General features: G+C 70.4%; 14 protein-coding genes. 9 read left to right on the top strand and 5 right to left on the bottom strand.

Annotation, left to right across the window (positions count from 1 at the left end; all coding sequences use genetic code 11):
• Positions 1-26 precede the first annotated feature (26 nt).
• Positions 27-242 (top strand): amphi-Trp domain-containing protein, encoded by a 216-nt coding sequence (locus NCI01_RS17005; RefSeq protein WP_254182677.1) that lies wholly within the window; start codon positions 27-29, stop codon positions 240-242.
• On the opposite strand, the gene NCI01_RS17000 is transcribed toward NCI01_RS17005, so the two are convergent.
• On the bottom strand, positions 232-1,119 hold the full coding sequence (locus NCI01_RS17000) for an alpha/beta fold hydrolase (protein WP_254182676.1): 888 nt from the start codon (positions 1,117-1,119) through the stop codon (positions 232-234). The two genes, NCI01_RS17005 and NCI01_RS17000, sit on opposite strands and share 11 nt — an antisense overlap.
• 55 nt (positions 1,120-1,174) lie before the next feature.
• Here NCI01_RS17000 and NCI01_RS16995 point away from each other — a divergent pair, with 55 nt between their 5' ends.
• From NCI01_RS16995 to NCI01_RS22820, 3 genes are read left to right on the top strand one after another with little or no spacing between them, the layout of a single operon-like run.
• The gene (locus tag NCI01_RS16995) at positions 1,175-1,942 is read left to right on the top strand and encodes a DinB family protein (protein WP_254182675.1); all 768 of its coding nucleotides are present in this window, start codon (positions 1,175-1,177) and stop codon (positions 1,940-1,942) included.
• A gap of 23 nt (positions 1,943-1,965) precedes the next feature.
• Complete coding sequence (locus NCI01_RS16990) at positions 1,966-2,346, top strand: hypothetical protein (RefSeq protein ID WP_254182674.1); 381 nt, start codon at positions 1,966-1,968, stop codon at positions 2,344-2,346.
• Positions 2,347-2,403: 57 nt separating this feature from the next.
• On the top strand, positions 2,404-4,011 hold the full coding sequence (locus NCI01_RS22820) for a RecQ family ATP-dependent DNA helicase (protein WP_254182673.1): 1,608 nt from the start codon (positions 2,404-2,406) through the stop codon (positions 4,009-4,011).
• On the opposite strand, the gene NCI01_RS16980 is transcribed toward NCI01_RS22820, so the two are convergent.
• On the bottom strand, positions 4,004-4,942 hold the full coding sequence (locus tag NCI01_RS16980) for an NAD(P)/FAD-dependent oxidoreductase (RefSeq protein ID WP_254182672.1): 939 nt from the start codon (positions 4,940-4,942) through the stop codon (positions 4,004-4,006). The genes NCI01_RS22820 and NCI01_RS16980 overlap by 8 nt on opposite strands.
• Positions 4,939-6,168, bottom strand: a complete 1,230-nt coding sequence (locus NCI01_RS16975; RefSeq protein ID WP_254182671.1) for an NAD(P)/FAD-dependent oxidoreductase — start codon at positions 6,166-6,168, stop codon at positions 4,939-4,941. Before NCI01_RS16975 ends, NCI01_RS16980 begins: the two co-directional genes overlap by 4 nt.
• A 358-nt stretch (positions 6,169-6,526) precedes the next feature.
• On the opposite strand from NCI01_RS16975, the gene NCI01_RS16970 reads away from it, so the two are divergent.
• Positions 6,527-7,243 carry a hypothetical protein gene (locus NCI01_RS16970; RefSeq protein WP_254182670.1) on the top strand — a complete coding sequence of 239 codons (717 nt, stop codon included), beginning with the start codon at positions 6,527-6,529 and terminating at the stop codon, positions 7,241-7,243.
• Between the two features lie 547 nt (positions 7,244-7,790).
• Here NCI01_RS16970 and NCI01_RS16965 read toward each other — a convergent pair.
• Entirely contained in the window at positions 7,791-8,732 is a 942-nt protein-coding gene (locus NCI01_RS16965) for a GlxA family transcriptional regulator (protein ID WP_254182669.1), read from the bottom strand.
• A gap of 108 nt (positions 8,733-8,840) precedes the next feature.
• On the opposite strand from NCI01_RS16965, the gene NCI01_RS16960 reads away from it, so the two are divergent.
• Both NCI01_RS16960 and NCI01_RS16955 read left to right on the top strand, forming a co-directional pair.
• Positions 8,841-9,152, top strand: coding sequence for a putative quinol monooxygenase (locus NCI01_RS16960; protein WP_035904877.1), 312 nt, complete (start codon positions 8,841-8,843; stop codon positions 9,150-9,152).
• Positions 9,153-9,784: 632 nt separating this feature from the next.
• Positions 9,785-11,110, top strand: a complete 1,326-nt coding sequence (locus NCI01_RS16955) for an ISL3-like element ISPfr2 family transposase (protein WP_254182668.1) — start codon at positions 9,785-9,787, stop codon at positions 11,108-11,110.
• Positions 11,111-11,579: 469 nt separating this feature from the next.
• On the opposite strand, the gene NCI01_RS16950 is transcribed toward NCI01_RS16955, so the two are convergent.
• Positions 11,580-12,659: an alpha/beta fold hydrolase gene (locus NCI01_RS16950; protein WP_254182667.1), complete on the bottom strand. Its 1,080-nt coding sequence runs from the start codon at positions 12,657-12,659 to the stop codon at positions 11,580-11,582.
• Positions 12,660-12,962: 303 nt separating this feature from the next.
• Between NCI01_RS16950 and NCI01_RS16945 the strand changes: the two genes are divergently transcribed.
• Complete coding sequence (locus NCI01_RS16945; protein ID WP_254182666.1) at positions 12,963-13,898, top strand: RCC1 domain-containing protein; 936 nt, start codon at positions 12,963-12,965, stop codon at positions 13,896-13,898.
• Positions 13,899-13,998: 100 nt separating this feature from the next.
• Positions 13,999-14,295, top strand: a complete 297-nt coding sequence (locus NCI01_RS16940; RefSeq protein WP_254182665.1) for a hypothetical protein — start codon at positions 13,999-14,001, stop codon at positions 14,293-14,295.
• Positions 14,296-14,319 lie beyond the last annotated feature (24 nt).

Raw genomic sequence — 14,319 nt, 5'->3', positions numbered from 1 at the left:
TTGGCGTCCGGCACTAGATTCGGTCCATGGACCTGTTCGAGATGGACGAGACCCAGACGATGACCCGCGAGGAGGCGGCGGCCCGGCTCCGCGCCCTCGCCGACTCGCTCGCCAAGCACAACTCCGTGGAGTTCTCCCGCGCGGGCGGCCGCGTCACGGTGGCCGTGCCGGACGAGGTGCGGCTCAAGGTGGAGGTGGAGCTCGGCGAGGACAACGAGGTCGAGATCGAGCTCACCTGGTAGCGAGCACCTCGCGCAGCCGGGCGGCGAACTCGTCCGGCCTACCGGTCTGGCCGTACTCGCCGCCCAGGAAGCCGTTGTGCCCGCCGGGGAAGACGACCGGCTCGACGCCGAGCTCGCGCGCCACGGCGTAGCCGGCCCGTCCGGCGATCTCGCCGTCGTCCGGCCCCCCGGACTCCTCCCCCACGCCGACGACGACCCGGGTGGGAGCGGCCCGGACCGCCTCGAGGTCGGGGACGCGGGAGCACCCTCCGCCGCGCATGTTGGCCATGAGGCCGTCGTTGCGCGAGCCGTCGTCCTCCGTGGGCAGGCCGAAGACCGCCGGGTCCGGGACGGGTTCGTCGCCCGTCCACTCACCGCGGTGCATCACAAGGCTGATGAAGCGGGCCATCCCGGGTCCGATGCCGTCGGCGTCGTAGGCCGCAACCAGGTCGTCGCACGCCCTCACGATGGCGTCGCCGTCGGGCAGGAGCGGGGCCATCGGAGGCTCGTGCGCCACCAGGAGGCGTACGTCGTCGGGGTGCGCGGCGACGAGGAAGAGCGCGTTGACCGCGGCACCGGACGAGGCGAAGAGATCCACCCGGCCCACGCCGAGCGCCTCGACGAGCGCGTGCAGGTCCTCGGCGTGCTGCTCGGGGGTGACGGCCGCGGTGTCGTCCTCCCGCGTGCTCCGGCCCACGTTGCGCGGGTCGGTCAGCACGAGGACCCGGTCGGGGAGCCGGGCGGCGAGGCTGCCGAAGCCGGTGCTGTCCATCGGCGAGCCGGCGAGCACCAGCGGCGGGGCCTCTGGTGTGGCGTCGGCGAGGTCGCCGAAGACGTCGAAGGACAGGACGGCCCCGGGGACCGCGACGGTGCCGGGCGTGCGGGGTGCGTCGCTCATGGCCCCATCATCGAACCGGTCGCGGATCGTCCGCAACGGCCCCTAGCCTGCCCGGATGACCGACTTCACCGAGCAGGACCTCAGCGGCTCGACGTTCCGCCGGGTCGACCTCTCCGGCGCCGAGCTCCACGACGTCGACCTCAGCCGCGTGCGCGTGCGGGCGGCCTACCTCGACGGCGTACGCATGACGGGCGTCGAGGTGCCCGACCTGGAGATCTACGGCGAGCTCGGCCGGCTGGTCGTCAACGGCGTCGACGTGGTGCCGCTGGTCGAGGCCGAGCTCGACCGCCGGATGCCGGAGCGGGTGCTCATGCGACCCACCGACGCCGACGGCTTCCGCGAGGCCTTCGACACCCTCGACCGGCTGTGGGCCGGGACGGTCGACCGGGCCCGCGGCCTGCCGCCGACGCTGCTGCACGAGCGGGTCGACGGCGAGTGGTCCTTCGTCGAGACGCTGCGCCACCTCGGCTTCGCGCACGCCTGCTGGGTCGGCGGCGTCGTGCTAACCGACCCGGAGCCGTGGCACCCGCTCGACCTGCCGTGGGACGAGGCGCCCGCAGTGGAGGGCGTCCCGTGGGACCGCGACGTACGACCCTCGCTCGACGAGGTGCTCGAGGTGCGGGCCGGGCGGCGGGCCACCGTGGCCGACGTGCTCGCGGACCTCTCCGACGACGGGCTCGCACGCCCGGTCTCGTCGGCCACCGCGTTCCTCCGCGACGCCGACTCCCTGACCGTCGCGGACTGCTTGCGGGTGGTCCTCAACGAGGAGTGGGAGCACCGGCTCTACGCCGAGCGCGACCTCGCGGTGCTGGCGCCCGCCTGACGGTCGGGCGCACACTGGGGCGCGTGGACGAGAGCACCGTGACCGACACCCTGGGCACCCGACTGGCCCGCGCGATCGCCGCCAAGGACGAGGCTGCCCTGCGCGGCGTGCTGGCCGTCGACGTCGACTTCAAGGGCCTCACCCCCGGGCGGCTCTGGGAGGGCACCGGACCCGACGACGTCGTGGCGACGCTGTTCGGTGCGTGGTTCGAGCCCGAGGACCGCATCGAGCGGGTCGTCGACCTGTCCGAGGGCGCGGACGTGGCCGACACGTCCCACGTGAGCTATCGCTTCGACCTGGCCACGCCGACGGGCTCCTACGTCGCCGAGCAGCAGGCGTACTACCGCGGGGACGGCACGATCGCGCACCTGCGGATGATGTGCTCGGGCTTCCGGCCGAGGTGACGCACCGCTCATGACGCCCGGCTCATAGCGACGCCGGCCGGCGGGTACTCCTGCCGCGTGACGAAGGATTCCGCACGGGTGCGCGAGGCCGCCGAGCGCTGGTTCGGGCACCGGGAGCTGCTTCCCGGGCAGGAGGAGGCCGTGCAGGCGATCCTCGACGGACGGGACGTGCTGCTCGTCGCCCCGACCGGGGCGGGCAAGTCGCTGGCCTACCAGCTCGCCGGCCTGCTGCTCGACGGCTGCACGGTCGTCGTCTCGCCGCTCCTCGCGCTGCAGCAGGACCAGGTGGCCTCGCTGGAGGAGGCCCGCCTGACCGCCGCGCGCCTGAGCTCGGCGGAGTCGGACGAGGAGCGCGACCGGATCCTGGCCGCGGCAAGCGCGGGCGACCTGCGCTTCCTCCTGCTCTCCCCCGAGCAGCTGGCCAACCCCGACGTCCTGGCGGAGGTCGCCGACATCGGGCCGGCGCTGGTGGCCGTCGACGAGGCGCACTGCGTCTCGTCGTGGGGGCACGACTTCCGCCCCGACTACCTGCGCCTCGGCGAGCTCGTCGAGCAGCTCGGGTCACCGCGCGTCATCGCCATGACCGCGACGGCCGCGTTGCCCACGCAGCAGGACATCGCCGACCGGCTCGCTCTCCGCGACGCCCTCATCGTGCTCACCGGCTTCGAGCGCGACAACATCGCGCTCACGGTCGAGCGCTTCTCCGACGCCGACGAGCAGCGCGACCGGGTCCTCGCGATCGTCGACGAGCTGTCGGTCGACCGCGGCAGCGGCGTCGTCTACTGCCGGACCCGCAAGGGCGCCGAGTCCGTGGCGGCGGCCCTGCTCGAGCGGGGCCACGACGCGGCGGCGTACCACGCCGGGCTACCCCAGCGCCGGCGTGACGAGGTGCACGAGAGCTTCATGGCGGGCGAGCTGCCGCTGGTCGCGGCGACCTCGGCCTTCGGGATGGGCGTCGACAAGCCCGACATCCGGTTCGTCGTGCACGCCGACGTCCCCGAGTCGCCGGACACCTACTGGCAGGAGGTCGGACGGGCCGGTCGCGACCGGGCGATCGCGACGGCGGTGCTGGCCTACCGGGCCGAGGACCTCTCGCTCGGGCGCTTCTTCGCCACTCCCGTGCCCGGGCGCGGCGACGTACGCGCTGTCCTCACCGCGATGGGGACGTCGGGCACCGACGACCCGCGCGAGCTGAGCGAGCAGCTCGACTTCGGCCCTCGGAAGGCCGGTCGGCTCGTCAACCTGGTGCACCTCGCCCGCGAGGCGGACGACCTGCCCGACGACGCCGACCTCGACAAGGTGGTCGACGCCGTCGTGGAGCGGGCCGAGGCACAGCGCCGGTTGGAGGCCTCGCGCGTGGAGATGATGCGCGCCTATGCCGAGACCGACCGGTGCCGCAGCGCGTTCATGCTCGGCTACTTCGGCGCGGAGGTCCGCGACCGGTGCGGCATCTGCGACAACTGCGTGTCCGGGCTCGCGCCCGACGAGTCGGCGGCGCCCGACGTGCCCTACGCCGTGCAGAGCACCGTGCGGCACGCGGAGTTCGGCCTCGGCACGGTCACCGACGTCGAGGAGGACCGGATCACGGTGCTGTTCGAGGACGAGGGCTACCGCACCCTGGCGCTCGACCTCATCGAGGAGCGGGGATTGCTCGAGCTCACGTGAGGCGCGCGACCAGCGCCCGTCCCAGGCGTACGCCCGACAGCCACGCGGTCTCGACCTTGGGCGCCTCGCCCCACCCGTCGCCGCAGACGCCCACCGGGCGGTCGCCCTCGACGAGGGCGAAGGGCTCCTCGCGCCGCCCCGTCGGGCGGGCGAAGGTCCAGCGGTGGACGTGGACGTCCTCGGGCTCCCCGAGGTCGAGCAGCCGCCGCACCGCCCGCAGCACGGCGGGCGCCGCTCCCGCCGGGTCGTCGAGGTGGTGCGCGGCCAGCTCCGGTGTCGAGTGCGCGACCAGCACCGGGGCGTCGTCGCCGCGGCGCCGGCCGTCGTCGGCGATCCAGCCCACGTCGGGGTCGCCGTTGACGAAGGCGCCGTGGAAGCGGCCCGTCGGGCTCACGCCGTCCCAGGTGCGCTCGGACCACCGGGCCGCGACGGCGATGACGGGCTCCCACTCACGACCGAGCGCGTCCGCGACCGGGTGGTCGCCGACGAGCCGGCGGGCCTGCGGGTCGGGCATGGCGAGGACGACGACATCCGCGTCCAGCTCCTCGATCGCCCGCACCTCCCGCCGCTCGACGCCGAGGTCCGCGGCGAGGTCCTCGACGAGCGACCGCAGGCCGTGGGGGGCTCCCCACCGCAGCGGCCCGGACTTGCTGTCGGCGTCGCCGTCCTCCAGGGCGGTGAAGGTGTCGGTCCACTCGCGGGCGAGCCCGCGGGCGGCCCAGTCGTCGACGACCGCGGCGAACCCGGGGTCGCCGACCGTGAGGTAGGACGCGCCCAGGTCGACGCGGCGGCCCCACAGGGTGCGGGCCGCCATCCGGCCCCCGGCCACGTGCCCGCGGTCGACGAGCCGGGCGTCGATGCCGGCGGCGCGGAGCTCGCGGGCGCAGGCGACGCCCGAGAGACCGGCACCGACGACCGCCACCGTCGTCATCGGCCCACCGCCAGCACGTCGTCGGCCGCCCGTTGCCCGCTGACGAGCGCACCCTGGATCGAGCCGGTGTCGCGATGGTCGCCGCAGACGACGAGGTCGCCGTGTCGCACCGGGCGGGCACTGCTGAAGGGCGCCAGCTGCGCAGGCAGGGCGTGCGGGACGTCGTGGCGGGCGACGACCTCCCACCCGCGCGGGTCGACCCCCAGCAGGTCGCCGGCGTGGCGCCGCATCTCCTCGGTGTCCCCACCGTCGCGAGTCAGCGCCGAGCCCTGCACCAGGTGCCGGCCGGGCGGGGCGTAGGACGGTGCGGCGCGGGAGACGACGGCGGTGTTGACGAGCGGTCCGGTGGGCGTCCGGCGGGCGTCGACGTGGAGCAGGTCGGTGTCGGGCGCGTCGGGCGCCGACCACCACACGGTCACGACGCCCTTGGTCGCCGGGACCGGGACGCCGGTGAGCCCGGCCGCCTCCGGCGCGCCCGTCGCGACGACGACGTGGTCGGCGGTCCAGGTGCCGTCGTCGGTCTCGACGGAGGACCCGGTGATGCGGCGCACCGGCTGCCCGAGCCGTACGCGTTCGCCCAGCGTCGCGGCCAGCTGCTCGGGCAGGGCCTGCATGCCGTCCCTCGGCAGCGCGGGCACCCCGCGGACGAACATCCACGTGAGCAGGAGCGCGAAGCGGTCAGCGGTGCTGCCGTCGTCCTCGAGCAGCACCCCGGCGAAGAAGCGGTCGACCACGCGTCGCAGCAGGCCGTCGACCCCGGCGCCATCCAGCGCCGTGCGCCGGTCGACGTCAGCGCGCTGCGCGAGTACCTCGGACAGCTCGCGTCCGGGACGCGGTCGCAGCAGCGGGGCAGCCCACCGCGCAAGCGCGGCGACCTCCCTCGGCCGCCGGGCGGCGGTGCGCAGGGTGGCCGGGAGGAGCCCGGGGCTGCGGAGCGGGTGGCCGAGCACGTCGAGCCCGTCCTCGGTGCGCGCAGCGACGCCGGCACCGAACGGCTGCAGGCCGAGGGCGTCCACGTCCACCCAGCGGCGTACGGCCGGGTAGGCGGGGTTGAGCAGCTGGAAGCCGCGGTCGACCAGGAACCCGTCCACGCGGTCGGTGCGGATGCGGCCGCCGACCCCGTCGGAGGCCTCGAGGACCACCACGTCACGCCCGGCGGCCGCCAGCACCTGGGCGCACCGAAGCCCGGCCAGTCCGGCGCCCACGACCACCACGTCGGCTCTCATGCGGTGACCCTAGGCGAGGCCGCCAACGTGCAGCCCTGCCCGTCGGTTCCGGCCACCAGGAGCGACGACCGTCATCCAGCCGCGCGTGCGCGTGGGCTGGACCGTCGTCGGCTCGACGGAAGGAGGCTCGTGGTGTCGCACCACCGCCGCATCCACGACCCCCGCTACGACACCGAGCGCCTCCCCAACGCCGACCACTGCTTCCACCTACGCAGATAGGCCGGTGACCATCAATGCTCGTGGTCGCACATCGACGTTCAGTTCGCCGCGTGCCGAGCGATGAGGGGCTTGTACACGTTCTCGCACCGTGTTGCATGCCCCCCTAATCGGGGCCTCCGGGTACTCAGAGACGACCACGGTGCTTATGGATTCGGTCAACGGCCGCTTCGGCTTCGTTTCGGCAGGAGGCTGGCGGAGCCACCGGCGTCATTCGTCGGCCCCCGTCATCGACGCGGAACTGCTGAATGAGGAAGCCAACGAGATCGACCCCGATGACGCGGACCTCAACACCCAAATAGTCCTCGTCATTGGTGTCTACGTAATCACTCAGCCGCCTCGCGACGTATGGCTGGCTGCCCTGGCGGTGCCCGTCAAGGCGGCTGGCCCGCCGCAACCGAGGCCGGTACAGGTCTCCGGTGCGGGTGGTTCGCCCGGCTTAGCGAGAATGGAAGCGGGTCTTGACCTCGAATGCGACCAGAATGTCGTCGACAATCGCGAGGACGTCGAGATCCTGCCTACCCATCGCACGCGGCATCTCCGCGTCCCCGAGCGCCACAATCGTGCCGCAGAGCTCGGACTCGATCCAGATCGCTGCCGTCTCCTCGCCGAGCCCGCCGATCTGAGCATTGGTAGCGCCGTCAAGATGCACGTCGAGGACCAGTTCATGCCGATCCGGGGCAAGATCGTAGCGATTGCGAAATCGAGCCGCCTCAACGTCCGGGCCGTCGATGACGGCGATGTCCAGGAACGCCGGGAAATCGCTGTCGTCGGTGTACTGCGGGAGGACGACCAACACTGCGCCAGTTGCTCGGACTGCCCTGTTCTCCAAGGCGCGGTAACGCTTGCCGGCGGCTGACCACCCCCGGTTCAGCGCACGGTCCTGGTCGAACAAGTTGGGGCCGAACAGGCCTCCGCCGCTGAAAGCTACGAAGTGGCCACGGTCCAGCGCCCGCCCGTGCCATTCGGCGCGAGTCGGGAAACCTCGCTGGTAATCCGCGTCGCGCGGTCCATCCGGGGTCGTCGGGCGAGCCACTACGGCTGCCGTCCTCTCCGCGCGTGTCTGGGAGGTCACGTCCCGACGATGGAGGTTCCTACGCCATCCATCCGAAAGACCTCGACGTGACCGACGCTACCCCGCCGGCCGGCTTCGGCCGCCCTGACCTGACCGCCTTCGCGTCTCATCCCAATCGACCCTGATCGAGTCTGGTGACCCCCTCGACGAGAACGCAGCGACATCACAGCCACCCAACCCCGACCGTCCGGGAAGCCGGGACACGTCACATGGCTCGTGCTGCGGGCGTGTCGAGTGGGTCGTCCAGGGGCGACGCAGGAGCGTCGACGCGACGTGCTGAGAGGTGGTTCCAGTCGAGCACTAGGACACCGGCTGCAGGCATGGCGATAGGTCAGGAACGGCGTCGCTCCCTACGCAGGAGGGAGCGCAGAGTCTCGGCGTTCGCGTAGCCGACCCGTAGCGCGATCTCGGCGGAGGTAAGGTCCGTGGTTGCTGAGAGGTGCCGAGCTCGTTCGATGCGAAGCCGTTGGACGAAACCGAGCGGAGTGAGGTTGAGCGCCGCACGGACTCGTCGTTCGAGGGTGCGCCGGCTGGTGCCGAGCGACTGCGCGACGAAGGCGACGTTGAACGGTTCGTCCAGGTGGGCGCGCACGAAGCGTTCGAACTCGACGACGATCGGGTCCTCGTGCCGGAGATGTTCGTAGGCGACGAAGGCCGCCTGCGACGGACGCTCGTCGATGATGAGGAGCTTGGCGACATGTTGGGCCAGGTCGGGGCTGATCGATCGCACGAGTGAGAGCGCGAGGTCGATGTGGGCGAACGCGGCGCCGGCGGTGACGAGGTTCCCGTCGACCACGACCATGGTGTCGAGATCGAGGGCGACGGTCGGATAGCGCTTCAGGAACTCCGGCCCCAGGAACCAGCTGGTCGTCGCCCGCCGATGATGCATCCGTCCGGTCTCGGCGACAGCGAACACGCCGGTGCACGCCGCGGCGATCCGGGTGGTCGCGTCGTCGAGGCGCCCGAGCGAGGCGATGACCGAACGAGCATCTCGGCCCTGGAGGGCGTCGTTGGTAGCGGCGGCCGTGAGGGTTCCAAGCGCAGGGACGACGACCACGTCGAACTCTGCGGACTCCGACAGCGGGTGGTCCACCGACAGGGTCATCGATGCCGTCGTGGTCACTCTCCGTTTCGGTCCGAGGATGGCGAGTTCGATCGGGTCGATCCGCGGGTCGACATCGCCGCGGGCTCCGTCGGCCACCCGCACGATGTCGATGACCGACGCGACAGCCGAACCGAAGCAGCCGTCGATCGCGATCAGTCCGATACGCATGGCGCGAACAATAGCAATACTGCCGTATACGCCACTTCTCACCTGCCCTTGCTCGTCATACGCTGAACTCGCTTCACCAAGAAACCTCGACACCTAGGAGAACCCCTCATGTCCGCACCCGCATCACTTCCGTATGCCTTCGTCGCCAAGATCGTCGCGGCCGATGGACAGCACGACGCGCTCGCCGATCTGCTCGCCGGCGCTGTCGCGCTCGCCAACGAAGAAGTAGGAACGATTGTCTGGTTCGCGGTCAGGACCCACGCCGACACCTTCTGGATCTTCGATGCATTCCCCGACGAGGCCGCTCGCGACGCCCACGCCAACGGCGCCATCGTCGCAGCCCTGATGGCCAACCAGCACCTCCTCGGCGCAGCACCCGAGATCCTGGCGGCCGACGTCCTCGCGTCCAAGCTCCCGTAGTCCGCCAACGCACGAGACGATCGCGCCCCGCCGAGCAGTCGCCAGGTCGCGACGCAACGCCACGCTGCGTTGCCGAGCGGTGCGAGGCCTATCGGCACACGGACAGGATGCCGGCCGCGAGCGCTCAGCCGGCGAGGGGTCCGTCGCAGAGGAGAGCGACGTCGGTGTCGGGCAGGGCCGTGAGGCCAGCGCATCGCGCGACCACCAGAACCGAACCGCCCCTGCTCTGCGTTTCCGCAGGTCAGGGGCTGTTCGCCGGAGCCGCCTGTCGGAATCGAACCGACGACCTAATCACGTCGGCTTTGCGTCTATCGCTTGATGCGCCCACTGGGCGAACGAGCCGCTGACCTGCGCAAACGCCGAGCGTGGGGGACGCCAACATCCGGTGGTGACCGACGACGACCGACCAGTACCGACCGTTTCACCGGAGCTTGCGGCGGCGTCGAAGCCGAGCAAGCTCCATTCCTTTAGCTCACCGCGCCCTCCTCCTCGCCGGTCCCGTAGTCGTCGAAGACGTTTCAGGGGTCTTCTCAGATGACGGTGTAGGTCGGCCGGGCGCGTCGGTCCGCAGATAGACGTCGAGGTCTCCCGACGACGGAGGGTCCTACGCCATCCATCCGAAAGACCTCGACGTGTCCGAAGCTTCCCCGCCGGCCGGCTTCGGCCGCCCTGACCTGACCGCCTTCGCTCGACTCGACGGCCTCGGTCTGAGCGTGACCGGACAACGACTTGAACCGGATCGTGCGGTCCTCGCGTGCCGCGTGGTGGAACCAGATCAGTGGTGCCGACGGTGCGGCAGCGAAGGCGCTGCTCGTGACACCGTGATCCGGCGGTTGGCCCACGAGCCGCTGGGCTGGCGACCGACCGTGCTGGAAGTTGTAGTGCGCCGCTACCGCTGTGCCGACTGCGGACACGTGTGGCGCCAAGACACCAGCGCCGCGGCGGAGCCACGCGCGAAGCTCTCGCGCGCCGGGCTGCGGTGGGCGCTGGAAGGGATCGTGGTCGCACACCTCACAGTCGCCCGTGTCGCCGAGGGGCTCGGGGTCGCGTGGGACACCGCCAACAACGCGGTCCTGGCTGAAGGCAAGCGGCTGCTGATCAACGACCCCACGCGGTTTGAGGGCGTGAAGGTCATTGGCGTCGATGAGCACGTCTGGCGCCACACCAGGCGTGGCGACAAGTACGTCACCGTGATCATCGACCTCACCCCGGTCCGCGATGGCGCCGGCCCAGCAAGGCTGCTGGACATGGTCGAGGGCCGGTCGAAGGCGGCGTTCAAGACCTGGCTCGCCGACCGCGACGACGCCTTCCGTGACGCGGTCGAGGTGGTCGCGATGGACGGCTTCACCGGGTTCAAGATCGCCGCTGCAGAGGAGATCCCGGACGCGGTCACGGTGATGGATCCCTTCCACGTCGTGCGCCTGGCCGGTGACGCCCTCGACAGGTGCCGGCGCCGGGTCCAACTCGCGATCCACGGGCACCGTGGGTTCAGGGACGACCCGCTCTACAAGTCGCGGCGCACGCTGCACACCGGCGCGGACCTGCTCACCGACAAGCAGAGCGACAGGCTACGCGCGCTGTTCGTTGATGACGCTCACGTCGAGGTCGAGGCGACCTGGGGTGTCTACCAGCGCATGATCGCCGCCTATCGCCACGAGGACCGGCAACGTGGCCGCGAGCTCATGGAGAAGCTGATCACCGACCTCAGCGCGGGCGTCCCCAAGGTGCTCACCGAGCTCACCACCCTGGGCCGGACCCTGAAGAAGCGAGCCGCTGACGTGCTCGCCTACTTCGAACGACCCGGCACCAGCAACGGGCCGACCGAGGCGCTCAACGGACGGCTCGAACACCTGCGCGGCTCCGCACTCGGGTTCCGCAACCTGACCAACTACATCGCCCGAAGCCTGCTCGAGACCGGCGGCTTCAGACCCCAACTCCTACACCCCCGATTGGGATGAGCCTCTTTGAGTTGCGTGGGGTGGCCATTCCCGCACGTGCCGCGATGCGTGGTCGGGAACGCGCGTCACTCCGCCGCCTGTCGGGTTGCAGTCTGATCAAGCCTGTGAGCGATCATCGATCTTCCAACGCCCCGTGTCTGGACCGTTGAGATGTTTGGAGGTTGGCGTTGCGCGCGTCGAGGTGAGAGACGTGAAAAGGGCTTGTGCTTTGTGTCCGGTTGATCAGCAGGGACAGCATGGATGTCTCCTACGACGACCGCAGCGCGGGGATTGAAAGCGAGGTCATAGACCACGTCGGGGCGTTCACGGACCCCTACCCGCGAACTCGCAGCACACTGTGCCCGGCGCATCCCATCGCTTGGCGGCCGGGATTCAGCCGATCGACGCAGGACGCAGAGGTTCCGCCTCAGCATGAACTGCGATGCAACGCCGCAACACGGCCAGCGGCTGGTCTTCTCGTTGAGGAGCCTTAGACCTCGATGGCCAGCAGCTCTGAGAGCGCGGCGTCCACCTCGGCGGTGTAGGAGGGCTCGAAGCCGAACAAGCCGAAGTGACCGGCGACGCTGTGCAGCATCCTGAGTTCGGCGCCAGGGATCACCTCCTGCTCCGGGATGCAGTCGCGGGGTGGGAAGAACATGTCCTGCTCGATCGGCATCACGAACGTCTTGGCGGTGATCCTGCCCAGCGCAGCTGCAAGGTCCCCGTTGGTGTTGCGCGCCACGTCCCCGCGTTGCCACTTCCAGCCCATCGACAGCAGCGCGTTGGGGTCCATCAGGCCGAAGAGGAACGCGATGAAGTTCTGCTGGAACTCCTCGAACGTCTCCCACCCGAGGCCTTCCACCAGGGGTGGGATGTCCTTCCAGAACTCCGTCTTCCAGAAATCCGTCGTCAGTCCCATGACCGCCCAGATGCCGGCGTGGCGCCGCAACCCATCAGCCACGTCGGTGTTCGCGGCGTACTCCCCACCGTTCCAGCCCGGATCCGACGTGATCGCGTCCATCAAGGTCTGGGTGTAGAGGAAGTCATGCGGCAGGTTCTGGGCGGTACCTGCGATGGGGGCGGCACGCAGCACCTTGTCGGGGAACCGAACCGCCCACTCGTAGGTCTGCTGAGCGCCCATGGAACCGCCCACGACAAGTGCAAGTCGTTCGATGCCAAAATGCTCGCGCAGCAGTTGCTCCTGTGCGCGGACGTCATCGCCGATGCGCACATGAGGGAACTTCGACATCGCGATCGACGCGTCCTCGGTGTTGTGCGGTGAGGTCGAAAGGCCATTGCCGATCTGGTTGATGACCGCGATGAAGTACTTGTCGGGGTCGAGGGCCCGCCCGGAACCGATGTAGACCTGCTCCCAGGTGGCATGGGTCCCTGAGAACCAGGTCGGGATGCAGATCGCGTTGGACTTGTCCTCGTTGAGGGTGCCGTACGTCGCCACCGCCAATCGAAGATCCTCGATCACCCCACCCTCCTCCAGCTCGAAGCGGCCGATGGAGATGAGTTCGTAGTCTCCCTGGCCCTCGGGCGTGTAGAAGTCGTTCTGCAGCGGCATGGGATTCTCCTCGTAGTCAGGCGCCACGCCGACGGTCCGAGTCCTTGGCCGTGGTGGATGAAGGGTCACCGTGTGACCCAGCTGCACTGTAGGCAGTGCGTGCGCCGGGCGCCAGACCTTCCTCCTCGGCGCGTAGGCGCATGTAGAAGTCGCGCTCCCCATGAGCGATTGGCTCCGGTGACCTGCTCGCCGATGCGGGACCGGGATGACCGCCTCGCCGCTGCGATGATCCGAGCGACAAAGATACGTCTCTCCGCCGCTTGTCTGACACCGCGTACCCCGGCCTCGACATGTCTTCGCGACATGAGGTCCGAGCACCGCGGTACCGAGTTCGCCGAGCTTGTCCAGAGCGGCGGCGCGGGCCATGCTGCGTCGGTGGAGGGTGATGCCATCGCTGCCGGGAGGCGGCACTCGCTGGGGCTGCGCGACGACGGCACGGTCGTGGCTGCCGGTATGGGATCGGCAGGCGAGTGCAGCACCGACGGTTGGAGCGACGTGGTCGCTGTGGCCGCAGGGAACGTTCATGCGGCATCGAACACGGGACGCTCTCACAGCGTCGGACTCCGGGCGGATGGCACCGTGCTGGCTACGGGTTGGAACGGTGACGGACAGTGCGACGTCGCCGCATGGCGCGACGTGACCGCTGTCGCGGCGGGGTGGCGGCGCACTCTGGGGCTGCTCGCCGACGGCACCGCGCTGGCCGTGGGACGTCCAGATGAAGGAGCCTGCGACGTGGGGCGGTGGCGCGACCTGGTTGCGCTGGCGTGCGGCGACTGGCACTCCGTGGGTCTCAGGGCGGACGGAACCGTGACTGCCGTGGGAAGCGATCGCTACGGGCAGTGCGCAGTGGATGCGTGGCGCGACGTGAGGGCCGTCGCCGCCGGCTACCTGCACACGGTCGGTGTCACAACCGACGGACGTGTCCTGGCGACCGGGGCTCGGACGACGGGAGCATGTGCCGTCGAGGGGTGGACGGACATCGCGGCCGTGACGGCGGGTAGTCATCACACCGTCGCTGTAACGACGGCTGGGCGAGTCCTTGCCGTGGGTAGCAACGAGTTCGGGCAGTGTGACGTGTCCGCATGGCACGGGATCGTTGCGGTGGCGGCAGGATCCAGGCACACGCTCGGACTACGGGCGGACGGTTCGGTCGTCGCCACCGGTAGCAACCAGCACGGACAGTGTGGCGTCACCGACTGGACAGGGATCCGGACTGCCCGACGCGCCAGCTCTCGTTGAGAGTGGCGGGCGCCCCGGGTGCAGACCCCCCTCCGATTGGCGCACATGGGATCCGGACGTGTCCCACCGGCGCGACCGGCGGGTCAGCGATACTCGCTCCGTGCTTCGTCATCTGTGGTGGGTCCTGGGCCTGGCCCTGGTGTGCTGCGGCGTCGCAGTGACGCTGTCCGCACAGGCGGGTCCGGCCGAATTCAGCTGGTTCGCCTACGCTCCGCCGAGCCACGACCCCGGGTGGCAGATGAGCTGGATCGACCCGGTCGGCAGCGGGTCAGTGCTGGTCGTGTCGCGATGGCAGGTGGCGGGTTGCGCGGTCGTGGCGGCCGGACTGATGGTCATCGCCGGGGGCGCGGGCTTCCGACTCGGTCAGCGCCGGGCCGAGCGCCGCGGGCAGCTGTAGAGAGCCTCGGCCTCCGCTGCGGCG

This window comes from Nocardioides pinisoli, assembly GCF_024199985.1.
Classification (GTDB): Bacteria; Actinomycetota; Actinomycetes; order Propionibacteriales; family Nocardioidaceae; genus Nocardioides; species Nocardioides pinisoli.
This window is presented reverse-complemented; position numbering and strand designations above follow the sequence as displayed.